Source organism: Pseudomonas sp. LPB0260, from assembly GCF_013388395.1.
Genome location: NZ_CP058247.1, coordinates 4,596,832 through 4,619,336 on the forward strand (window position 1 = coordinate 4,596,832; position 22,505 = coordinate 4,619,336).

General features: G+C 68.5%; 20 protein-coding genes. 11 read left to right on the plus strand and 9 right to left on the minus strand.

The genetic code is table 11. From position 1 onward, the window contains the following. Positions 1-88 precede the first annotated feature (88 nt). Positions 89-2,977: an EAL domain-containing protein gene (locus LPB260_RS20520; RefSeq protein ID WP_208707716.1), complete on the plus strand. Its 2,889-nt coding sequence runs from the start codon at positions 89-91 to the stop codon at positions 2,975-2,977. Positions 2,978-2,989: 12 nt separating this feature from the next. On the opposite strand, the gene LPB260_RS20525 is transcribed toward LPB260_RS20520, so the two are convergent. Continuing rightward, positions 2,990-3,907, minus strand: coding sequence for a hypothetical protein (locus LPB260_RS20525; protein ID WP_208707717.1), 918 nt, complete (start codon positions 3,905-3,907; stop codon positions 2,990-2,992). A 172-nt stretch (positions 3,908-4,079) separates the two neighbouring features. On the opposite strand from LPB260_RS20525, the gene LPB260_RS20530 reads away from it, so the two are divergent. Further along, entirely contained in the window at positions 4,080-5,327 is a 1,248-nt protein-coding gene (locus tag LPB260_RS20530) for an MFS transporter (protein ID WP_208707718.1), read from the plus strand. Between the two features lie 30 nt (positions 5,328-5,357). Here LPB260_RS20530 and zwf read toward each other — a convergent pair whose 3' ends face one another. After that, complete coding sequence (zwf, locus tag LPB260_RS20535) at positions 5,358-6,845, minus strand: glucose-6-phosphate dehydrogenase (protein WP_208707719.1); 1,488 nt, start codon at positions 6,843-6,845, stop codon at positions 5,358-5,360. A 111-nt stretch (positions 6,846-6,956) separates the two neighbouring features. On the opposite strand from zwf, the gene hexR reads away from it, so the two are divergent. Together hexR and LPB260_RS20545 are read left to right on the plus strand one after the other, a co-directional pair. Next, a complete protein-coding gene (gene hexR / locus LPB260_RS20540) occupies positions 6,957-7,826 on the plus strand; it encodes a transcriptional regulator HexR (RefSeq protein WP_208707720.1) in 870 nt (289 codons plus the stop codon). A 192-nt stretch (positions 7,827-8,018) separates the two neighbouring features. Further along, positions 8,019-8,243 carry a PA3496 family putative envelope integrity protein gene (locus LPB260_RS20545; protein ID WP_208707721.1) on the plus strand — a complete coding sequence of 75 codons (225 nt, stop codon included), beginning with the start codon at positions 8,019-8,021 and terminating at the stop codon, positions 8,241-8,243. Here LPB260_RS20545 and LPB260_RS20550 read toward each other — a convergent pair. Further along, positions 8,185-9,132, minus strand: coding sequence for a LysR family transcriptional regulator (locus tag LPB260_RS20550; RefSeq protein WP_218281540.1), 948 nt, complete (start codon positions 9,130-9,132; stop codon positions 8,185-8,187). The two genes, LPB260_RS20545 and LPB260_RS20550, sit on opposite strands and share 59 nt — an antisense overlap. Before the next feature lie 227 nt (positions 9,133-9,359). Here LPB260_RS20550 and LPB260_RS20555 point away from each other — a divergent pair, with 227 nt between their 5' ends. The 5 genes from LPB260_RS20555 to glsB all read left to right on the plus strand — a co-directional run bounded on the left by LPB260_RS20555 (position 9,360) and on the right by glsB (position 14,972). Beyond that, positions 9,360-10,775, plus strand: a complete 1,416-nt coding sequence (locus tag LPB260_RS20555) for an acetyl-CoA carboxylase biotin carboxylase subunit (protein WP_208707723.1) — start codon at positions 9,360-9,362, stop codon at positions 10,773-10,775. Between the two features lie 15 nt (positions 10,776-10,790). Beyond that, positions 10,791-12,596 (plus strand): sodium-extruding oxaloacetate decarboxylase subunit alpha, encoded by a 1,806-nt coding sequence (oadA, locus tag LPB260_RS20560; RefSeq protein WP_208707724.1) that lies wholly within the window; start codon positions 10,791-10,793, stop codon positions 12,594-12,596. A 122-nt stretch (positions 12,597-12,718) separates the two neighbouring features. Beyond that, a complete protein-coding gene (locus LPB260_RS20565) occupies positions 12,719-13,660 on the plus strand; it encodes a sodium-dependent bicarbonate transport family permease (RefSeq protein WP_208707725.1) in 942 nt (313 codons plus the stop codon). A 1-nt stretch (position 13,661) separates the two neighbouring features. Beyond that, positions 13,662-13,964 (plus strand): DUF3240 family protein, encoded by a 303-nt coding sequence (locus LPB260_RS20570; RefSeq protein ID WP_208707726.1) that lies wholly within the window; start codon positions 13,662-13,664, stop codon positions 13,962-13,964. Positions 13,965-14,063: 99 nt separating this feature from the next. Then, the gene (glsB, locus tag LPB260_RS20575; RefSeq protein ID WP_208707727.1) at positions 14,064-14,972 is read left to right on the plus strand and encodes a glutaminase B; all 909 of its coding nucleotides are present in this window, start codon (positions 14,064-14,066) and stop codon (positions 14,970-14,972) included. A gap of 91 nt (positions 14,973-15,063) precedes the next feature. On the opposite strand, the gene LPB260_RS20580 is transcribed toward glsB, so the two are convergent. The 3 genes from LPB260_RS20580 to LPB260_RS20590 form a co-directional block, all read right to left on the minus strand. Further along, complete coding sequence (locus LPB260_RS20580; RefSeq protein WP_256625506.1) at positions 15,064-15,519, minus strand: GNAT family N-acetyltransferase; 456 nt, start codon at positions 15,517-15,519, stop codon at positions 15,064-15,066. 118 nt (positions 15,520-15,637) lie between these two features. After that, complete coding sequence (locus LPB260_RS20585) at positions 15,638-16,627, minus strand: asparaginase (RefSeq protein ID WP_208707728.1); 990 nt, start codon at positions 16,625-16,627, stop codon at positions 15,638-15,640. 63 nt (positions 16,628-16,690) lie between these two features. Beyond that, positions 16,691-18,136 (minus strand): sodium:alanine symporter family protein, encoded by a 1,446-nt coding sequence (locus LPB260_RS20590; protein WP_208707729.1) that lies wholly within the window; start codon positions 18,134-18,136, stop codon positions 16,691-16,693. A 157-nt stretch (positions 18,137-18,293) separates the two neighbouring features. On the opposite strand from LPB260_RS20590, the gene LPB260_RS20595 reads away from it, so the two are divergent. Beyond that, entirely contained in the window at positions 18,294-19,112 is an 819-nt protein-coding gene (locus LPB260_RS20595) for a helix-turn-helix transcriptional regulator (protein ID WP_208707730.1), read from the plus strand. A 6-nt stretch (positions 19,113-19,118) separates the two neighbouring features. Here LPB260_RS20595 and LPB260_RS20600 read toward each other — a convergent pair whose 3' ends face one another. Genes LPB260_RS20600 through LPB260_RS20610 form a run of 3 tightly spaced genes read right to left on the minus strand, consistent with a single transcriptional unit; the run spans position 19,119 to position 20,918 of the window. Beyond that, the gene (locus tag LPB260_RS20600; protein ID WP_208707731.1) at positions 19,119-19,814 is read right to left on the minus strand and encodes a GNAT family N-acetyltransferase; all 696 of its coding nucleotides are present in this window, start codon (positions 19,812-19,814) and stop codon (positions 19,119-19,121) included. 13 nt (positions 19,815-19,827) lie between these two features. Next, on the minus strand, positions 19,828-20,271 hold the full coding sequence (locus LPB260_RS20605; protein WP_208707732.1) for a GNAT family N-acetyltransferase: 444 nt from the start codon (positions 20,269-20,271) through the stop codon (positions 19,828-19,830). Positions 20,272-20,285: 14 nt separating this feature from the next. Then, a complete protein-coding gene (locus LPB260_RS20610) occupies positions 20,286-20,918 on the minus strand; it encodes an FMN-binding negative transcriptional regulator (RefSeq protein ID WP_208707733.1) in 633 nt (210 codons plus the stop codon). 89 nt (positions 20,919-21,007) lie between these two features. Here LPB260_RS20610 and LPB260_RS20615 point away from each other — a divergent pair, with 89 nt between their 5' ends. Next, positions 21,008-22,474 carry a PLP-dependent aminotransferase family protein gene (locus LPB260_RS20615; protein ID WP_208707734.1) on the plus strand — a complete coding sequence of 489 codons (1,467 nt, stop codon included), beginning with the start codon at positions 21,008-21,010 and terminating at the stop codon, positions 22,472-22,474. Positions 22,475-22,505: the final 31 nt, after the last annotated feature.

The window sequence follows — 22,505 nt, forward strand, 5'->3', positions numbered from 1 at the left end:
CGAAATGGCTGCAGCGGACGGTTGGGCCAGGCGTCTGCCTCGGGTATGCTCCGCCGACGCCTAGGCAACCACTACAAGAACATCGCCTATGACCGCCACCACACATGCCGCCGTCACGCAGCCTCCGCTGGACGAGGGCAGCCCCAGCCGTCGCCCGTTCGCCACCGATATCGCCGTGGAGCGCACCCGCCTGCTCTATCACGGTTCGCGGGTGCCGACCCTGTTGATGCTGCTCACCGGCCTGGCCTGTGTCTTCCTGCTGTGGGCGCCGCACAACCGCCTGTTGCTGAGCGTCTGGCTGGTCTGGCTGGTGCTGCTGGCGCTGCTGCGCCTGGTCCAGGTGACCGCCTTCAATGCCGCGCCGGCCGAGGCCCAGGCCCAGTCGCACTGGCGCTGGCGCTTTCTCGTCGGCGCCGGGGTCTCCGGCCTGACCCTGGCCTTCGCCGCCATCGTCCTGGTGCCGCCCGACGAGTTCTTCCAGCAGGCCCTGCTCCTGGGGTTGCTCTCCGCGGCGATCCTCTCCGCCAGTGTCGCCTATGCGGTCAGCCTGCCGGCCTTCCTGACCTTCGTGCTGCCCTGCCTGGTGCCGACCCTGGGCTACCTGCTGCTGAGCGACCACCAGCTGCTGCGCGGCTGGGGCCTGGTCGGTTCGATCCTGGCCCTGGCGTTGCTGGTGGTGGCCTGGCAGGTCAACCGCCTGTTGCAGCGCAGCCTGTTGCAGCGCTTTCAGAACCTGGCGCTGATCGACAATCTCGAGGACGCCATGCGCCAGGCCGAGGGGCTGAATGCCGAGCTGGGGCGGGAGGTCGAGCAGCGCTGGCGCGCCGAGCACGAGCTGCGTGAGGCCCACGGCGCGCTGGAAGTGCGCGTGGCCGAGCGCACCCTGGAGCTGGACGCCGCCACCCAGGCCCTGGGCAAGAGCCAGGCGCGCCTGGCCCTGGCCCTGGAGGCCAGCGAGCTGGGCCTGTGGGACTGGAACCTGGAGAGCGACGAGGTGCACCACTCGCACCTCAAGGAGATCTTCGGCCTGGAGCCGGAAGCCGTGCAGATCATGCTGCGCGACCTCAAGCCGCGGCTGCACCCGGACGACCTGCCGCTGCTGCGCCGCGCCCTGGTCGAGCACTTCAAGGGCCGCAGCGACGGCTACCAGATCGAGTACCGCATCCAGCACGCCAACGGCCATTGGGTGTGGATCGAGGACCGTGGCCGCGCGGTGGAGCGCGACGCCAGGGGCCGGGTCCTGCGCATGCTCGGCACCCGCCGCGACATCAGCGCGCGCAAGCTCCAGGAAGAACAGCAGCGCCTGGCCGCCACGGTGTTCGAGGCGGCCAGCGAAGGCATCGTCATCCTCGATCCGGACTACCGCCTGCTGGCGGTCAACCAGGCGTTCCGCCAGGTCACCGGCTATCGCCAGGACGAGCTGGTCGGCCAGAGCGTGGCGACCCTGATCGGCAGCCGCGAGTCGCGCCGCCAGTACCAGATGATCCGCCTCGAGCTGGAGGCGGTCGGCAGCTGGCAGGGCGAGCTGATCGAGACCCGCAAGAACGGCGAGCTGTATCCGCAGTGGCTGCAGCTCAAGGTGGTGCGCGACGGCAGGGGCCAGGCCAGCCACATCGTCGGCTTCTTCGCCGACCTGTCGGCGCGGCGCGAGACCGAGGAGCGCCTGCGCTACCTGTCGCATTACGACGAGCTTACCGGCCTGGCCAACCGCAGCCTGTTCAAGCAGCGCCTGCACGAGGCCAGCCAGCGCGCGCGGCAGAGCGGCCGCAGCCTGGCCCTGCTGCACATCGACCTGGACCGCTTCAAGCTGCTCAACGACAGCCTCGGTCACGAGCTGGCCGACCAGCTGCTGCGGCAGATGAGTCGCCGCCTGGCCCAGGCCGTGCCCGAGGCGGACACCATCGCGCGGCTGTCCAGCGACGAGTTCGCCGTGCTGCTCGATTCCTACGGCAGCCTGTCGAGCCTGGCGCGCATGGCCAGCCGTCTGCTGGCCAAGCTGCGCCTGCCGCTGCTGGTCGGCGGCGAGGAGCTGGTGGTCAGCGCCTCGGTGGGCATCAGCCTGCTGCCGGACAACGCGCGGGAGATCTCCGCGCTGATCAGCCAGGCCAACATGGCCATGCAGCATGCCAAGCACCTGGGCGGCAACACCTTCCAGTTCTATACCGACAACCTGCAGGCCTGCACCCTGGAGCGCCTGCAGTTGGAGAACCAGCTGCGCAAGGCGATCGAGGAAGGCCAGCTGGAGGTGTTCTATCAACCCAAGCTGTGCCTGGCCGACGACAGCGTGAAGGCCGCCGAGGCGCTGGTGCGCTGGCGCCACCCGAGCCTGGGCCTGGTGCCGCCCGGCGAGTTCATCGGCCTGGCCGAGGAAACCGGCCTGATTGCGCCGATCGGCGAGTTCGTCCTGCGCCAGGCCTGCCAGCAGGCGCGCGAGTGGCAGCGGCAGGGCCTGGCCGACCTGCGCGTGTCGGTCAACCTGTCGGTGCATCAGCTGCGCAAGGGCAACCTGACCAGCCTGGTGCGCCAGGTGCTGGAGGACACCGGCCTGGCCGCGCACAACCTGGAGTTGGAGCTGACCGAGAGCCAGCTGCTGGACAACGTCGAGAGCGTCATCGCCACCTTCCAGCAGTTGCGCGAGCTGGGGGTCAAGCTGGCGATCGACGACTTCGGCACGGGCTACTCCTCGCTCAGCTACCTCAAGCGCTTCCCGGTGGATTACGTGAAGATCGACCAGAGCTTCATCCGCGACCTGGCGATCGGCGGCGAAGACGCGGCGATCACCCGGGCGATCATCGCCATGGCCCACGGCCTGGAGCTCAAGGTGGTCGCCGAAGGGGTGGAGACCCAGGCGCAGATGGACTTCCTCAAGGCCCAGCATTGCGACGAGATCCAGGGCTATTTGATCAGCAAGCCGGTACCCGCCGAGGCGTTCGCGCGCCTGCTGAGCGAGCAGGCGGCGGTCACATTGCAGGCTTGAGCCGCGCCGAGGTCACGGCAGGCAGCCGACAGTCAGTTCCAGGGGGGCATCGGGGTAACGTCCGTTATCCTGCACCGCCGTGCACATCACCGGCGGCAGGGTTGCCAGGTGCGCGGGGTCGGGGCGTGCGTCGACGCGGCCACGAATCGCAAGGTCGAGTCCTTGGGTGGCCCGGGCCGGCAAGATCAGGGGCGTCGGGGTCAGACCGCTGACCTCCACCGCGAAGCTGTTGGGGTTGCGCACCGCGACCACTCGCAGCCTGTCCGAGGCGCCGGCGAACAGTTCTTCCAGCACGGTGCCGGCCCAGAACGGCGTACCGCGGCACTCGTAGGGGTGGGGCGAGGTGCGGGTCAGGTTGGGATCGACCACCACCACGGTGGCGCCGGCATCGAAGCGGCCGAGCGAACCGGGTATTCCGGCGCGCTGGCCGTCGATGTCGATCACCTCGCTGAAGAAGCCGATGCGGGTGGTCTGCTCGACCACGAACTGGCGTTCGCCGCGGTGCTCGTTCCAGATATCGCTGGCCCGCTCCAGAGGCGGAGTCGGCTCGGGGGTCAGTTCGAGGCGCGCGTTCATGTTGGGCAGGCAGCCGGCGTTGCTGGGTGTTGCGCAATCGGTGGTGCGGTTACGCACATTGACGATAGCCGCGCAGGCATTGCACTGGCCGTCCACGCAGGAGGCGCCGCTGGCGCAATCGGATGAGCTGCTGCAGCTCTGCAGGCTGGGGGTGTTGCCGTTGGCGAAGCGACAGAAACCGGGGTCGGCGCGGACCTGCAGGTCCCAGTCGATCAGCACGCTGTCGCCCGGGCAGGCCAGGGTCGGGCGCACGCCGAACGCGCCCGGTGCGCCGCCGAGGCCGGAACGGTCCAGCATGCAGCCGGAAGTGAGCAGGAGCAGGGCGAGGAGCGCGATCAGGGGATATTTGAACATGGCGAAGTCCCTTCGCTAGGTGAGTCCTTCTCTTAGCGATAGCAGCTGCTCGGGATGATGCAAGCCGTGGCGACCGAAGGCGGCCCGGCCGCAGGTTGGGCGCGGTTACAGCTATTGTCCGGACGGGTCGCGGCCCGCTACTGTCGCGTGCTTCGCACCGCGAGACGCACCCATGTCGACATCCGATAGTCGCCCCGCCAACGCCACCCTGCTGTTGCTGGCCTCGCTCTATTGCGCCCAGGGCCTGCCCTCGGGGCTGATCGCCCACTCGCTGCCGGTGCTGCTGCGCCAGCACGGCGTCGATCTGGCGCTGATCGGTCTGCTCAAGCTGCTGGCCCTGCCCTGGTTGCTCAAGGTGCTCTGGGCGCCCTGGGTCGACCGCCTGTCCTCCCCGCGTCTGGGCCATCATCGCGGCTGGATCCTGCCGCTGCAGGGCGGCATCGCCCTGGTCGTCGCCGGGCTCGCCCTGCTGGCGCCGGGCGAGCTGTTCGGCAGCCAGCTGCCGCTGTTGCTGGGCCTGCTGCTGCTGGTCAACCTGGCGGCGGCGACCCAGGACGTCGCCACCGACGGTCTCACCGTGCGCCTGCTGCCGGAGCGCTGGCGCGGCCTGGGCAACAGCCTGCAGGTGGGCGGCTACAAGGTCGGCATGCTGGTCAGCGGCAGCGGCCTGCTGCTGGTCTACGACAGCCTCGGCTGGAGCCTGTCGATGGGCCTGCTGCTGCTGTTGCTGCTGCTCACCCTGGTGCCGATCTGGCGCTTCGCCGAGCGCCAGCAGCTGCCCTTTCGCCCGGCGCTGGCCGAGCCGTCCGGCCCCGGCCTGCTGCTGCGGCACTACCGCGGCCTGCTGGTGCAGCCAGGCATGCTGCTGTGGCTGGCGGTGCTGCTGAGCTTCAAGCTGGGGGACGCCCTCGGTTCGCCGATGATCAAGCCGATGCTGGTGGACCAGGGCTGGAGCACGGCCGAGCTGGGCCGGCTGACCCTGATCAGCAGCCTGGTGGGGATCGCCGGGGCGTTGCTTGGCGGCCTGCTCTACGCGCGCCTCGGCGCGTTGCGGGCGCTGCTGCTGTTCGGTGCCCTGCAGGCCCTGGGCATCGGCGCCATGGCCGCGCTGGCGCAGGCTGGTGGCGATCACGCGCTGGTCTATCTGCTGGCGCTGTTCGAGCAGGCGGCCGACGGCATGTCCACGGTGGCGCTGTTCGCCGCGATGATGCGCCAGTGCCGCGCCGAGCACGAAGGCGCCGACTTCACCCTGCAGGCCTCGGCGCAGCTGCTGCTCGGCGGCCTGGTCGGCGCCACCAGCGGGCTGCTGGCCGCCTGGCTGGGTTATGCCGGACTGTTCTTGTGCGCCGGCGCGCTGGGCCTGCTGGTGCTGGGGCTGCTGCCGCTGTATTTCCGGCGGGCGCAGGCGGCTACGTGCTGATGCCCATGGCCGCCGCCCCGGCGCCCGGGCTCAGTCCGCCCACTGCCGGCCATGCCGCTCCAGCAGGCTCTGCGCTTGCTCCGGGCCGTTGCTGCCGGCCGGGTAGGGGCGCGGGCTCTGGTAGTGCTGGTGCCAGCCCTTGATGATCGGATCGATCCACTCCCAGGCGGCTTCCACCTCGTCGCGGCGCATGAACAGCGTCGAGTCGCCTTCGATCACGTCCAGCAGCAGGCGCTCGTAGGCATCCCAGCGGCGCTGCTTGCTGAATGCCGCGGCCAGGTTGAGGTCCAGCTCCACCGGTTTCAGGCGCATGCCCTTGCCGGGGTGCTTGGCCATCAGCTGCAGGCTGATGCGTTCCTCCGGCTGCAGGCGGATCAGCAGGCGGTTGGCTTCGCCGTCGCCGAACAGGCGGTGCGGCACCGGCTTGAACTGGATGAGGATCTCCGAGGCCTTGCGCGCCATGCGCTTGCCGGTGCGCAGGAAGAACGGCACGCCGGCCCAGCGCCAGTTGTCGATTTCCGCCTGGAGGGCGACGAAGGTCTCGGTATCGCTGTCGTTGTCGACATTTTTCTCGAAGTAGTACGCCGGCACGTCATGCCCGCCGAGGACCCCGGCGCTGTACTGGCCGCGCACGGTCTTGTCCTGCACGTCGAGGCCGCCGATGGGTTTGAGCGCCTCGAGTATCTTCACCTTCTCGTTGCGCACCGCCTCGGCGTCGAAGCGCACCGGCGCCTCCATGGCCACCAGGCAGAGCAACTGCAGCAGGTGGTTCTGCACCATGTCGCGCATGGCCCCGGCATGGTCGTAGTAGGCGCCGCGGTTCTCCACGCCGAGGGTCTCGCAGACGCTGATCTGCACATGGTCGATATGCCCGGCGCGCCACACCGGCTCGAACAGGGCGTTGGCGAAGCGCAGCGCCATCAGGTTCTGCACGGTCTCCTTGCCCAGGTAGTGATCGATGCGGAACACCCGTGACTCGTCGAACACCGCGCCGATGGCGGCGTTGATCGCCTGAGCCGACTCCAGCGAGTGGCCGATCGGTTTCTCCAGCACGATGCGCGCCTTGGGCCCGGCCAGGCCGGCGAGCTGCAGGTGCGCGGCGATGTCCTCGAACAGGTCCGGTGCGGTGGCCAGGTAGTGCACCCGCACGCGCGCCTCGTCACCCCCCAGGTACTTGGCCAGGCGGCCGAAGTCGGCGCTCTGCCCGGCGTCCATGGCGAAGTAGTCGAGGCGCTCGGCGAAGCGCTGCCAGGTGTCGTTGTCGAAATCGGCCCGCGCCACCTGGGCGCGGCAGCGGCGCTCGGCGAGGGCCTGGTAGGCGGCGCGGCTGTGCTGGCTGCGCGCCAGGGCGACGATGCGCACCTCGGCGTGCAGGCGGCCTTCGCGATGCAGGTGGTAGAGGGCGGGCAGCAGCTTGTGCAGGGCGAGGTCGCCGGTGCCGCCAAAGACCAGCATGTCACAGGAAATGCTCAAAGCAGGAACTCCGACTCGGTTTGGCCGTGCGGGGGAGGCGGGCATGTAGTATAACTACAAGCTCACTACAACCCGGCTGTTCCGATCATAACCGAGTCGCCACTTGGATGAGGGGCGGTCGCCGGATACGCCATCCATCAAGCCGAGCCTAATCTTGTGAATTTGTTGCAGCACATCGCCCAGTCCCGCCACCTGTTACGCAAGTCGGAGCTCAAGGTCGCCGACCACGTACTGCTCGATCCGGCTGCGGTGATGCACAGCTCCATGGCCGAGCTGGCGCACAACGTCGGCATCAGCGAGCCGACCATCGTGCGCTTCTGCCGGGCCATCGGCTGCGGCGGCTTCCAGGACCTCAAGCTCAAGCTGGCGCAGAGCCTGGCCGCCGGCGCCAGCTTCGGCCAGTTCGCGATCCACGAGGACGACTCGGTCGCCGACTTCAGCCTGAAGATCTTCGACACCACCCTGCACACCCTGATGGAGGTGCGCGAGCACCTCGACCCCCAGGCCCTGCAGCAGGCCATCGCCGCCTGTGCCCAGGCCCAGCGCGTGGAGTTCTACGGCTTCGGCGCCTCCGGCGCGGTGGCGGCCGATGCCCAGCACAAGTTCTTCCGCCTGCTGCTGAACGCCGCGGCCTATTCCGACCCGCACATGCAGGCGATGAGCGCGGTGACCCTGAAGCCCACCGACGTGGCCATCTGCATCTCCCAGTCCGGCCGCTCCAAGGACCTGCTGATCACCGCCAACCTGGTCCGCGAGACCGGCGCCACCCTGATCACCCTGTGCCCGAGCCAGACCCCGCTGGCCGACCTGGCCTCGGTGGTGCTGGCGATCGACGTGCAGGAGGACACCGAGATCTACACCCCGCTGACCTCGCGCATCGCCCACCTGGTGGTAATCGACGTGCTGGCCATGGGCGTGGCCATGGCCCGCGGGCCGAGCCTGGTCAACCACCTCAAGAGCGTCAAGCGCAGCCTGCGCAGCCTGCGCCTGTCGCCCAAGTCGGTGAAGGTGGTCGAGGAGCACTAGGGCGGCAGCGGCGGCCATGAAGCAACGACTCCTGCAGTAGGGTGCGCCGCGCGCACCTTAAACAATCCAGGGCCTCGGTGCGCGAGGCGCACCCTACCGGCATCGGTCATCGCAGCTTCATCGCGCTGCCGTCATCGCGTCATCAAGCAAAAGCAGGCTGGAACTCCCGCTACTCGGTCTGGGAGTCACAGCATGTCTGGTTATGTGGATCAGGCGCAGTCCTGCGCCAAGCTCGATGCCAAGGCCCGCCGCAAGGCGCTGGACCAGCGCCGCATGGCCTATCGCCGGGCCATCGAGAGCTATGCCGAGCAACGCCGCTTGCAGGCGCTGCTGGCCGACTATCCCGAGCTGATCGCCGCTAGCTACCCGGCGTCGCGTCAGGCCCTGGAGCCGCGAAGCGCTCGGCCAGGGCACTGATCTGGCTGCGCTGGTTGCGCACATAGGCGAAGAAGGCCTGGGCCACCGGCGACAGGTACTTGCCCCGCGGGTGCACCACGCACCAGCTGCGCATCAGCGGCAGCTCGGCGACCGGCAGCTCGCGCAGCACGCCCTGGGCCAGTTCGCGGCGCACCGCGTGGCGTGGCAGCAGGGCCAGGCCGAGGCCGGCGATCACCCCTTCCGCCTGGCCCTCCAGGGAGCCGACCTCCAGGGTGTGGGCGAAGTGCGCGCGCTTCTGGTGGCAGTATTCCTCGCAGGCCTTGCGCGTGCCCGAGCCGGGCTCGCGCACCAGCAGCGGCCAGCCGGTCAGGTCCTGCAAACGCAGTTGCTCGGCGCCGCACAGCGGGTGCTCGGGTGGCGCCACGGCGACGATGGGGTTGTTGAGAAACGGCAGGAACTCCAGGGCCATGTCCGACGGCACCAGCGACATGATCAGCAGGTCGTCGCGGTTGGCGCTCAGGCGCTTGAGCGCCTGGGCGTGATTGACCACCACCAGTTGCAGGCTGACCTCGGGGTAATCCCGGCGAAAAGCGGCGAACAGGTGAGGAACGAAGTACTTCGCGCTGGATTCCACCGCCAGGCTCAACTGCCCCTGCAGGGAGCCCTGCAGGTCGGTCAGCTGCATGTCGAGGCTCTCCAGGCGGCCGAAGATGTCGGCGCTGGCCAGTTGCAGGGCCTCGGCCGCGTCGGTCAGGTGCAGCTTCTTGCCGACGTAGTCGAACAGCGGCTGGCCGAGCAGTTCCTCCAGCTGGCGAATCTGCAGGCTGACCGCCGGCTGGGTCAGTGACATCTCTTCCGCGGCGCGACTGTAGGAGCGCTGTTGGCACACCGAGCGGAACACCTGGAGCTGGCGCAATGTCATGCGCATCAAAGACTTACGCACTTTGTACCTCGTTTTCGAGCGATTCGGGCGGGCTGCCAGGCAGAGTGTATTAGCTATTACTTATAGCTAATCAAATTATTATTAATTTTGGGTAATTGGTTGTTCGGCGTAGGGTGATGACGCGACCGCTAGCTGGATAGCAGTCGCGCGCAGACCGGCTGATGCCGGCGCGCCAGCAACGATCTATCTGAGCCTGGCCGAGGAAAACGCTTGTGATCAAGAAAATCCTGATTGCCAACCGCGGTGAGATTGCCGTCCGCATCGTGCGTGCCTGCGCCGAGATGGGCATCCGCTCGGTGGCCATCTACTCCGACGCCGACCGCATGGCGCTGCACGTCAAGCGCGCGGACGAGGCCCACGGCATCGGCGACGACCCGTTGGCCGGCTACCTGAACCCGCGCAAGCTGGTGAATCTGGCGGTGGAAACCGGTTGCGACGCCTTGCACCCGGGCTACGGCTTCCTCTCGGAAAACGCCGAGCTGGCGGAGATCTGCGCAGAACGCGGGATCAAGTTCATCGGCCCGAGCGCCGAGGTGATCCGCCGCATGGGTGACAAGACCGAGGCCCGGCGCAGCATGATCAAGGCTGGCGTGCCGGTCACCCCCGGCACCGAAGGCAACGTCGCCGACCTGGAAGAGGCGCTGCGCGAAGGCGAGCGCATCGGTTACCCGGTGATGCTCAAGGCCACCTCCGGCGGTGGCGGCCGCGGCATCCGCCGCTGCAACAGCCGCGAGGAGCTGGAGCAGGCCTACCCGCGGGTGATCTCCGAGGCGACCAAGGCCTTCGGCAGCGCCGAGGTGTTCCTCGAGAAGTGCATCGTCAACCCCAAGCACATCGAGGCGCAGATCCTCGCCGACAGCCACGGCAACACCGTGCACCTGTACGAGCGCGACTGCTCGATCCAGCGGCGCAACCAGAAGCTCATCGAGATCGCCCCGAGCCCGCAGCTGACCCCCGAGCAGCGCGCCTATATCGGCGACCTGGCGGTGCGCGCGGCCCAGGCGGTGGGCTACGAGAACGCCGGTACCGTGGAGTTCCTCCTGGCCGAGGGCGAGGTGTACTTCATGGAGATGAACACCCGGGTGCAGGTGGAGCACACCATCACCGAGGAAATCACCGGCCTGGACATCGTCCGCGAGCAGATCCGCATCGCCAGCGGCCTGCCGCTGTCGGTCAAGCAGGAAGACATCATCCACCGTGGCTTCGCCCTGCAGTTCCGCATCAACGCCGAGGACCCGAAGAACAACTTCCTGCCCAGCTTCGGCAAGATCACCCGCTACTACGCCCCCGGCGGCCCCGGTGTGCGCACCGACACTGCGATCTACACCGGCTACACCATTCCGCCCTACTACGACTCGATGTGCCTGAAGCTGATCGTCTGGGCGCTGACCTGGGAAGAGGCGATGGACCGTGGCCTGCGCGCCCTGGATGACATGCGCGTGCAGGGGGTCAAGACCACCGCCGCCTATTACCAGGAAATCCTGCGCAATCCGGAATTCCGCAGCGGCCAGTTCAATACCAGCTTCGTCGAGAGCCATCCGGAACTGACCGAGTACTCGATCAAACGCAACCCGTCGCACCTGGCCATCGCCATCGCCACTGCCATCGCGGCCCACGCTGGCCTGTAAGGGAAGGATCAGAACATGAGCAAGAAGATCACCGTCACCGATACCGTCCTGCGCGACGCCCATCAGTCGCTGCTCGCCACGCGCATGCGCACCGAGGACATGCTGCCGATCTGCGACAAGCTGGACAAGGTCGGTTACTGGTCCCTGGAAGTCTGGGGCGGCGCCACCTTCGACGCCTGCATCCGCTTCCTCAAGGAAGATCCCTGGGAGCGCCTGCGCAAGCTCAAGGCCGCGCTGCCCAACACCCGCCTGCAGATGCTCCTGCGCGGGCAGAACCTGCTCGGCTACCGCCATTACAGCGACGACGTAGTCAAGGCCTTCGTGGCCAAGGCGGCGGTCAACGGCATCGACGTGTTCCGCATCTTCGATGCGATGAACGACGTGCGTAACCTGCGCGTGGCCATCGAGGCGACCAAGGCCGCCGGCAAGCACGCCCAGGGCACCCTGGCCTACACCGTCAGCCCGGTGCACACGGTCGAGGCCTTCGTCAAGCAGGCCAAGGCCATGCAGGCCATGGGCATCGACTCGGTGGCGATCAAGGACATGGCCGGCCTGCTCACCCCCTACGCCGCCTTCGACCTGGTCAAGGCGCTGAAGGAGGAGGTCGACCTGCCGGTGTTCGTGCACAGCCACGACACCGCCGGGCTCGGCGCCATGTGCCAGCTCAAGGCGATCGAGGCCGGCGCCGACCATATCGACACCGCCATCTCCAGCATGGCCTGGGGCACCAGCCACCCGGGCACCGAGTCGATGGTCGCCGCGCTCAAGGGCAGCGAGTACGACACCGGCCTGGACCTGGAGCTGCTGCAGGAGATCGGCCTGTACTTCTACGCGGTGCGCAAGAAGTACCACCAGTTCGAGAGCGAATTCACCGCCGTGGATACCCGCGTGCAGGTCAACCAGGTGCCCGGCGGGATGATGTCCAACCTGGCCAACCAGCTCAAGGAGCAGGGCGCCCTGGACCGCATCAACGAGGTGTTCGAGGAGATCCCGCGGGTGCGCGAGGACCTCGGCTTCCCGCCGCTGGTCACCCCGACCTCGCAGATCGTCGGCACCCAGGCGGTGTTCAACGTGCTCGCCGGCGAGCGCTACAAGACCATCACCAACGAGGTGAAGCTCTACCTGCAGGGTCGCTACGGTCTGGCCCCGGGCAAGATCAACGAGCAGCTGCGCAAGCAGGCGATCGGCAGCGAAGAGGTGATCGACGTGCGCCCGGCCGACCTGCTCAAGCCGGAGATGGTCAAGCTGCGCGGCGAGATCGGCGCCCTGGCCAAGTCCGAGGAAGACGTGCTGACCTACGCCATGTTCCCGGACATCGGCCGCAAGTTCCTCGAGGAGCGCGAAGCCGGCACCCTGACCCCCGAAGCGCTGCTGCCGATTCCCGAGGCGGGTGGCGTGGCGGCGGCGGGCGGCGAAGGGGTGCCGACCGAGTTCATCGTCGACGTGCACGGCGAGAGCTACCGAGTGGATATCACCGGCGTCGGCGTCAAGGGTGACGGCAAGCGCCACTTCTACCTGTCGATCGACGGCATGCCGGAGGAGGTGGTGTTCGAGCCGCTCAACGAGTTCGTCGCCGGTGCCGGCGGCAAGCGCAAGGCCGCCGCGGCGCCGGGCGACGTCAGCACCAGCATGCCGGGCAACATCGTCGAGGTCCTGGTCAAGGAAGGCGATGCGGTCAAGGCCGGCCAGGCGGTGCTGATCACCGAGGCGATGAAGATGGAAACCGAGGTGCAGGCGCCAATCGCCGGCACCGTCAAGGCCGTGCATGTGGCCAAGGGCGACCGGGTCAACCCGGGCGAAGTATTGATCGAGATCGAGTGAAGGCCGCGACATGTATCGTCATCTAGGCTTTCCAACGTCTTGTAACGAGTGAGTCCTCTGGGAGCCGCAAGGCTCCCTTTTTTTGCCCGGTCGATGGGTGTCGGCCGATTCAGGAGCGTGAAATGGGTATCGATCCCGTAGTGTTGTTCTTTGTCTTCGGTCTGGCCGCCGGCCTGCTGAAGAGCGAGCTGAAGCTGCCACCGGCGCTCTACGAGACGCTGTCGATCGTGCTGCTGCTGGCCATCGGCCTGCACGGCGGGGTGGAGCTGGCCGAGCAGGCAAGCGCGCAACTGCTCGGCCAGTCGGCGCTGGTACTGCTGCTGGGCATCGGCTTGCCGCTGCTGGCCTTCGTGATGCTGCGCGGCCTGCGCTTCGACCGCATCAACGCGGCGGCGGTGGCGGCGCACTACGGCTCGGTCAGTGCCGGTACCTTCGCCGTGGTGGTCGCCTACATGGTCTCGCGGGAGATCGCCTTCGAGAGCTACATGCCGCTGTTCGTGGCCATCCTCGAGGTCCCGGCGATCCTGGTCGGCATCATCCTGGCCAAGGGCATCAGCCGCGATACCCACTGGGGCGAGCTGGGTCGGGAGATCTTCCTCGGCAAGAGCATCATGCTGCTGCTCGGCGGCCTGATCATCGGCGCGGTGGCCGGCAAGGAGGCGATCAAGCCACTGGAGCCGCTGTACACCAGCATGTTCAAGCCGGTGCTGGCGTTCTTCCTGCTGGAGATGGGCCTGATCGCCTCTGGCCAGCTGGGCTCACTCAAGCAGTTCGGCCTGCGCCTGGTGAGTTTCGCCCTGCTGATGCCGCTGCTCGGCGCGCTGATCGGCGCCCTGCTGGCACGCTTCATGGGCCTGTCGCTCGGCGGCACGGCCATGCTCGCCACCCTGGCGGCCAGCGCCTCCTACATCGCCGTACCGGCGGCCTTGCGCCTGGCCTTGCCCCAGGCCAATCCCTCGTTATCCTTGACCGCGTCCCTGGGGATCACCTTCCCCTTCAATATCCTGATCGGCATTCCGCTCTATCACGCGCTGGCCGAAAAACTCATCGCCTGGGGGATCTGACATGAATGCATCGACCCGTACCCTGCTCACCGTGATCTGCGAGGCGGCCCTGGAGAAGAAGCTGGTGGCCGACCTGGAACACCTCGGCGCGCCCGGCTGGACCATCGCCGATGCGCGCGGTCGCGGCGCCCACGGCGTGCGCAGCGCCGGCTGGGACACCGAGGGCAACATCCGCGTGGAGATCATCTGCACCCGCGAGCGGGCCGAGCAGCTGGCCGGGCACCTGCAGCAGCGCTACTACGCCGACTACGCGATGATCTGTTACCTGGCCGAGGTCGAAGTGCTGCGCCCGCAGAAGTTCTGATCCGCGGCCACCGCGGGCCGGCGCTGTGATCAGCGCCGGCCCGCGAGCGTCTAGCAGCCATAGCCCGGGCGCCGTCCGGGGATGGCTGCGAACCCGACCATGCAAGCACTGCTGAACGAGATACTCGACGAAGTCCGCCCGTTGATCGGCCAGGGCAAGGTGGCCGATTACATCCCCGCCCTGGCCGATGTCGCGCCGAACCAACTGGGCATCGCCGTGTACGGCAACGACGGCGAGCTGCACCTGGCCGGCGATGCGCGTACGGCCTTCTCGATACAGAGCATTTCCAAGGTGTTCAGCCTGGTCCAGGCCATCGGCCATTCCGGCGAGGCGATCTGGCAGCGTCTCGGCCACGAACCCTCCGGGCAACCGTTCAACTCCCTGGTGCAGCTGGAGTTCGAGCGTGGCCGGCCGCGCAATCCGTTCATCAACGCCGGTGCCCTGGTGATCTGCGACATCAACCAGTCGCGTTTCGCCGCTCCGGCCCTGTCGATGCGCGACTTCGTCCGCCGCCTGGCCGGCAACCCCGAGCTGGTGATCGACAACCGGGTCGCCGAGTCGGAGTACCAGCATCGCGCGCGCAACGCCGCCATGGCCTACCTGATGCAGGCCTTCGGCAACTTCCACAACGACGTCGAGGCGGTGCTGCGCAGCTACTTCAGCCACTGCGCCCTGCGCATGAGCTGCGTCGACCTGGCCCGGGCCTTCAGCTTCCTGGCCAACGACGGCTTCTGTCCGCACAGCGGCGAACAGGTGCTCAGCGCCCGCCAGGCCAAGCAGGTCAACGCCATCATGGCCACCAGCGGGCTGTACGACGAGGCCGGCAACTTCGCCTACCGGGTCGGCCTGCCGGGCAAGAGTGGGGTTGGCGGCGGCATCGTCGCGGTGGTGCCGGGGCGCTTCAGCGTCTGCGTCTGGTCGCCGGAGCTGAACGCCGCCGGCAACTCCCTGGCCGGCATGGCAGCACTGGAGCTGCTCAGCCAGCGCATCGGCTGGTCGGTGTTCTGAGTCCGCCGCCGCCCGGCGACTGAGTCCTAGGGTGGATGTCGCCGTTCACATCCAGCACGGGGTCTGGTGGATCGAGAACGGGCGATCCACCCTACAGCAGCTTGCGGTACTGGACGAAGCCCGAGCGTTCGGCGACGCGCTCGTACAGCAGCATGGCGCGGCTGTTGCTCTCGTGGGTCAGCCAGTAGACCCGCGCACAATCGGCCTGGTGCGCCTGGTCGTAGACATGCTCGATCAGCTGGCGGCCGACGCCGCTGCTGCGCAGGTCCTTGGCGATGAACAGATCCTGCAGGTAGCAGTAGTCGCCGGCGGTCCAGGTCGAGCGGTGGTAGATCCAGTGCACCAGGCCCACGGCCTGGCCGTCGTGCCAGGCCAGGGCTGCGTGCATGGGCTCGCCGGGGTCGAGGAAGCGCTGCCAGGCCTGGTCGCTGGCGGCGCTGGGGATTTCGGTCATGTAGAAGCGTTGATAGCCCTGCCACAGCGGCAGCCAGGCGGCATGGTCGTCGGCGCCGACCGGGCGGATCTCAACGTCGATACGAATGGGCATGGGAGCGGGCTCCTGGGGGGCTGAGCTGTCATCCTGAAACCCTTGGGCCCAGGCTGCAAGCCCGCAGTGGGCCGTGCGCCCCGAACCGGCGGTGCGCCGGCGCAGGGCACAGCGGGCCTCAGTCGGCGTTTTCCCCACACAGGTCGACGGCGAACCACTGCTCCACCTGCGCCTGGTCCAGGCCGGCGCCGAGCAGGGCGAACAGCTTGCCCAGGGCCGCTTCGCGGGTCATCCCACCGGCCGAGACCAGGCCGGCGCTGGCCAGCTGGCTGCCGGCGGCATAGACGCCGAACTCGACATGGCCGTGGGGGCACTGGCTGATCGCCGCCAGCACCACGCCACGCTCGTGGGCCGACCTGAGCGCGGCGAGCAGCGCGGCATCGTCCGACGGTCCGGTGCCACTGCCGTAGCACTCGACCAGCAGCCCGCGCACGTCGCCGGCCAGCAGCGCCTCGACCTGGGCGGCCTGGATGCCCGGGTACAGCGGCAGCACCGCGAGGCTCACCGGCTGGCGCGGCCGGCGGTAGTCGAGCTCGGCGGGAATCACCCCGGCCCGTGCCGCGCTGCGCCGGCGCGGCAGTTCGCTGAAGGCGTCGAACACCGCGCTGCCCAGCTTGCTGACCCGGTTGCCCTGCATCAGCCGGCCGTTGAAATACAGGTGCACGCCGGCGGCGATGCCCTGGTGCAGCGCCTGCATGGCGCCGAACAGGTTGCTCCAGGCGTCGCTGTCCGGGGCGCCGGCCGGCAGCATGGAGCCGGTCAGCACCACCGGCACCGGCAGGCCCAGCAGCAGGAAGCTCAAGGCCGCGGCGCTGTAGGCCAGGGTATCGGTGCCGTGCAGCACCAGCACCGCGTCGCAGCCCTCCTGTTCGACGCCGGCGCGGATCGCCTCGACCATCGCCAGCCAGTTGGCCTGGCTCATGTTGGCGCTATCGATCGGTGGCAGCAGTTCGCGGAATACCCAGTCGGGCAGCTGGCGGGCGGTTTCCAGGGCCTGTTGCGAGCGCAGGCGCGACTCGAAACCGGAGGCCGGCGCCAGACCGGCGGCGGTCTGCTGCATGCCGATGGTGCCGCCGGTGTAGAGCACCAGAATTTTTGTCGTAGGCATTGGCGTCTCCTCAATAAGCAACAGGGGCCATTTCGGCCCCTGTTGTATCACTGCGCTGACCGATCAGCGCTGATGCGCGGCGTGGGCGATCTCGGCATCCGCCGCCGGGGCGGCGCTCGGCGGGTTGGCGGGCCAGGCTGCCGGGTCCAGATCCAGGTCGGCGAACTGCTTGGGATCGAATACCGGCGACTCGACGCCGGCCTTGACCTGGCTGTCGTAGTCGCGCATCAGGCGCAGGCCGACCTTGAACAGCAGCGCCAGGGCCACCAGGTTGGCCACCGCCAGCAGGCCCATGGTCACATCGGCGAAGGCGAACACGGTGCCCAGGTCCTGCACCGAGCCCCAGAGTACCAGGGCCACCACCAGGGCGCGGTAGACCATCACCGGTCCACGCTTGCTGCTGAAGAAGCCCAGGGCGTTCTCACCCAGGTAGTAGTTGTAGATCAGGGTGGTGAAGACGAACAGCAGCAGGGCGACGCTGACGAACACCCGGCCCCACTCGCCCACCACGCTGGCCGCGGCGGTCTGGGTCAGCACCACGCCGGCCATCTCCATGCCCGGCTGGTAGACACCGGAGAGCAGGATGATCAGCGCGGTGCAGCTGCACAGGATGATGGTGTCGATGAACACGCTGAGCGACTGCACGATGCCCTGGGCCACCGGGTGCTTGACCTCGGCCACCGCGGCGACGTTGGGCGCGCTGCCCAGGCCCGCCTCGTTGGAGAACAGGCCGCGCTTGACGCCCATGATGATCGCCGCGCCGATGCCGCCGGCGAAGGCCGGCTCCAGGCCGAAGGCGCTCTTGACGATCAGTGCCAGGGTTTCCGGGACCTGACCGACGTTGCTGCCGATCACGAACAGCGCCAGGGCGAGGTAGGCGAAGGCCATCACCGGCACCAGCACGTCGGCGATCTTGGCGATGCGCTTGATGCCGCCGAAGATGATCAGGCCGATGACGGCGGTCAGGACCAGGCCGCTGATATGGGTCGGCACGCCGAAGGTGTCATGCAGCGAGCTGGCCACGGTGAAGGACTGCACGGCGTTGAAGCCGAAGCCGAAGGTCACCAGCAGCAGGATCGAAACGACGATGCCCAGCCAGCGCTGGCCGAGGCCGTGCTGGATATAGAAGGCCGGGCCGCCACGGTAGCTGCCGTCGGCCTCGCGGCGCTTGTACAGCTGGGCCAGGGCGCACTCGAAGTAGCTGGTGGCCATGCCGACCAGGGCGACTATCCACATCCAGAAGATCGCGCCCGGGCCACCGAGCATGATGGCCACGGAAACCCCGGCGATGTTGCCGGCGCCGACGCGCCCGGCGACGCTGAGCATCAGGGCCTGGAACGAGCTGAGCTGGCCCGGCTGACGCTGGAAGGCTTCGGCGAGGATGCGGAACATGCGGCCGAAGTAGCGGAACTGCACGAAGCGCGACAGCACCGTGAAATACAGGCCAAGGCCGATCAGCATGACGATCAGCAGCTTGCTCCAGAGCAGGTCGTTCAGAAGGTCGAGCATGAGAGTGTCTCTCTTGTAGTTGTGCGGGGAGGCCACGCTGGCGGGTGACGGGGGCATGGTTGGGTAAAGTCCCGCGCCAGGCAATTTCGCGGGTTGCGGCGATCCGATGCGAGTTGATGCTATAGTCGCGCCGCTCGCATCACCCCTCGCAGGTCCCATGTCCGATCACTTCAGTCACAACCTCAAGTTGCTGTGCAGCCACTACCGCTCGATCGCCGAGGTCTGTCGGCAGCTGGCGATCAACCGCGGCCAGTTCAACAAGTACCTGAGCGGCCAGAGCCGGCCGACGCCCTACAACCTCAAGCGCATCTGCGACTTCTTCGGCGTCGAGGACTACGAGCTGGGCCTGCCGGCGGAGCAGTTCGCCGGCCTGATCGGCGCCCGCAGCGGCGGCCAGGAGCGCGCGGCGGCCGGCGATCCGCTGCTGGAGCTGCTGCAGCCGTTGCGCGAGCAGGGCAGCAGCCTGTCGCGCTACTGCGGCTACTACCTGGAGTACGCCAACTGCATGTCGGTGCCGGGGCAGATCCTGGTGTCGCTGGTGCAGCTGCGCGAGGAACGCGGCAGCTACCTGTTCGAGCGCCAGGAGCGCCAGGGCCGCCCCCACGGCCCCGGCCCGGAGGCCGACGACTCGGTGCGCTGCCGCTACCTGGGCGCGGCCTTCTACCTGCAGGACCGGCTGTTTCTGATCGACTATGAGTCGCTGACCGGCAACGAGATGAGCCAGACCATCCTGATTCCCAGCTTCAAGAGCCGCATCACCCGCCTCAACGGCCTGAAGACCGGGGTCTCCAGTGGCGACCGGCGCACCCCGGCCTGCACCCGGGTGGTGTGGGAGTTTCTCGGGGTGGAGGTCAATCGGGTCAACGCCTACCGCCAGGTGATGCTCTATGGCCCGGACGATCCGCGCATCGATGCCGACGTGCGCCAGCGCCTGGCCGCGGCCCACCTGCGCGACGGCCTGTTCGAGATCGAGTGAGCGGGCTCAGGCCTGGCCGCCATCCTCGCGCAACTGCTCCAGGCTGCGTATCTGCCGGCCCCGGGCATCGAAGTTGTCGGGCGCCAGCCAGCGCCGGAAGGCGGCGCGACAGCCTGGCCAGTCGGCGTCGATGATGGCGAACCAGGCGCTGTCGCGGTTGCGCCCCTTGACCACCCTATGCTGGCGGAAGGTGCCTTCGTAGACGAAGCCCAGACGTTCGGCGGCGCGCATGGAGCGGGCATTGCGGGCGTCGCATTTCCATTCCAGGCGGCGGTAGCCGAGCGTGCCCATGGCCAGCTCGGCCAGCAGGAAGACCGCCTCGGTGGAGGCCGGCGAGCGCTGCATGACGCCGCCGAAGGCGATATGGCCGATCTCGATGCAGCCGTCCTTGGGCGCCAGGCGCAGAAAACTCAGCAGGCCGACGGCGCGCTGGCCGGCCAGGTCGATCACGGCGAAGAACAGCGGGTCGGCGCTGGCGGCGTTGGCCGCCAGCCAGGCATCGAAGTCGGCGCGCTCGGTGAAGGGGCCGTAGGGCAGGTAGTCCCACAGCAGCAAATCGGCGCCCGCCCCCTGCAGGGCCTGCCACAGGTCTGCGCCGTGGACCGCCGGATCCAGCGGCTCGAGGCGTACGTAGCGGCCCTGTAGCGGGGCGCGCTGCGGCAGCGGGCGGGGTTGCCAGTCGCTCAGGTCGGGGCGGGTCATGGCGCGGCTCCCTTCACAGGTTCTTGCGGTATTGGACAAAGCCGGAGCGCTCGGCGATGCGCTGGTACAGCCGCATGGCATTGCCGTTGCTCTCCTGGGTCAGCCAGTGCACCCGGCTGGCGCCGGCGTCGCGGGCCTGGGCGTAGACGTGCTCGATCAGCCGCCGGCCGATGCCGTTACCGCGGCTGTCCGCGGCGACATACAGGTCCTGCAGGTAGCAGCTGTTCTCCACCGACCAGTTGGAGCGGTGGAAGATCCATTGCACCAGTCCCACGGCCTGTCCGTCGCGCCAGGCCAGGGCGGCATGGGTCGGCTCGGCGGGGTCGAGAAAGCGCTGCCAGGTGACCGCGCTGGTTTCGGCGGGCAGCGCGGTTCGATAGAAGTCCAGATAGCCCTGCCACAGCGCCAGCCAGGCGGCGTGGTCGGCGGCGCCGATGGGGTGAATCTCGATCGCCATGCTGGTTCCTCGGCTCAGTGGTCGTTGCCCATGCGCGCGGCCAGCGCGCGGTCGCGGTGGGCATCGCTGCCGGTCAGGCCCTGGTGCACGCCCTGGCGGTCGGCCTGGTTGCGGTTCTGGCTGAGCTTCCATTGGCCATCGAGGCGCTGGATCGGCAGGGCGAAGCCGACAATGGCGCGCAGCATGGCGTCGATATAGTCGCGCGGCGCGTCGCTCACCGCCCAGGGTTGGGCCCGGCCCGCCTCGTGGTGCTCGCTGAGGCGGCTGACCAGTTGCAGCAGGCGCTCGGCATCATCGAACACCTCGGCGCGGCCGTGGGCGTGCACGGCGATGTAGTTCCAGGTCGGCACCGCCTTGCCGTGCTCGGCCTTGCTCGGGTACCAGCCTGGGCTGACGTAGGCATCCGGGCCCTGGAAGACCGCCAGGACCTCGCCGCCACCCTCGAGGTCGCGCCACTGTGGGTTGGCCCGGGCAAAATGGCCGTAGAGGGTGCCGAACTCGCCCTCCTCGGGGGCCAGCAGCAGCGGCAGGTGGCTGGCCTGCAGGCCGTTCGCGCCCTGGCTGAGCACCGTGGCCAGGCCGCTGGCGGCCATCTGCTGGTGCAGGGTGGGGAGGTCGTGCTGGCGAAAGATCGCAGGAGTGTGCATGGCGAGTCTCCGAATGGGGTATTGCCATGTTAGGCAAGGTATTGGTCTGTTGTAAGATCCATTAACTGCGACTTTGATGGAGCCAATCCGTGCCATTGCCTGCGCCACTGCCCGTCGACCTCTCCGGTATTCGCCTCGACCCGGCCCTGGGCCTGGCGCGCCAGCTGTACCAGGCCCTGCGCGAGCGGATTCTCGATGGACGCCTGGCCAGCGGCACCCGCCTGCCGGCCAGCCGCGACCTCGCCGCGTTGCTGGGCATCGCCCGCAACACCGTGATCCGCGCCTTCGACCAGTTGTATGCCGAGGGCTATGTGGAAGGGCGCGTCGGCGCCGGCACCTATGTCGCCGAGTTGGCCGCGGTGGTGCGCCCGCCATCGGCGCTCTGCGGCGCAGCGCCGGCCAGCGGGCCCTTGCAGCGCCTGCAGCAGCACCATCTGGGGCAGCCGCTGGAGGGCGCCCCGCGGGCCTTCCGGGTCGGCGTGCCGGCCTTCGACCTGTTTCCCTTCGAGACCTGGGCGCGCCTCAGTGCGCGTTTCTGGCGTAGACCGGACCCTGCGCGCCTGGGCTATGGCGACCCGGCCGGCGACGCGCAGCTGCGCGAGCTGGTCGCCGCCTACCTGCGCCACAGCCGCGGCCTGCACTGCGACCCGGCGCAGATCGTCATCACCTGCGGCGCCCAGCAGGCCATCAGCCTGTGCGCGCAGCTGCTGGTCGAGGCGGGCGACCGGGTGGCCATCGAGAACCCCGGCTACCGTGCCGCCGGCCACGCCTTCGCGGTGGCCGGCGCGCAATTGCAGGGCATCGCGGTGGACGGCGAAGGGCTGGACACGGCGGCCCTGACGCGGGCAGGCCGTTGCCGTCTGGCCTATGTCACGCCCTCGCACCAGTACCCGACCGGGGTCACCCTGTCGCTGGCGCGGCGCCTGGCGCTGCTGGACTGGGCGGAGCGCCAGGACGCCTGGATAGTCGAGGACGACTACGACGGCGAGTACCGCTACAGCGGCACGCCGCTGGCGCCCTTGGCCGCCCTCGATCGCCGCGGCCGGGTGCTCTATGTCGGCACCTTCTGCAAGATCACCTTCCCGGCGCTGCGCCTCGGCTACCTGGTGCTGCCAGCGACGCTGGTCGAACCCTTCGCCCGGCGCCGCGCCCTGGACATGCGTCACTCGGAGATCGGCACCCAGGCGGTGATGGCCGAATTCATCGCCGCCGGCCATTTCCAGCGGCACATCAGGCGCATGCGCAGTACCGCGCGCAGTCGCCGCGACGCCCTGCTGGCCGGCTGGCCGCGGCAGGTGCCCGGCTGCGCGCCGTTGCCCGTGGTGGAAGCGGGCCTGCACCTGTGCGTGCGGGTCGACAGCCTGGCGCGCGAGCGCGAGCTGGTCGCCGCCGCCGGGGAGGTGGGGGTGGAGGTCAACGGTCTCAGCGACTACTGGCTGGTGAACAGCGAAGTGCCGGAGGACCGGCGCGCCGGACTGGTGCTGGGGTTCGCCGCGGTGCCCGAGGCGCGGATCGCCGAGGCTTTGCAGGCGCTGCGCAGGGCCTGGAAGTTGTAGCGGCGCGTGCCGCCTAGAACGCGGTGCAGCA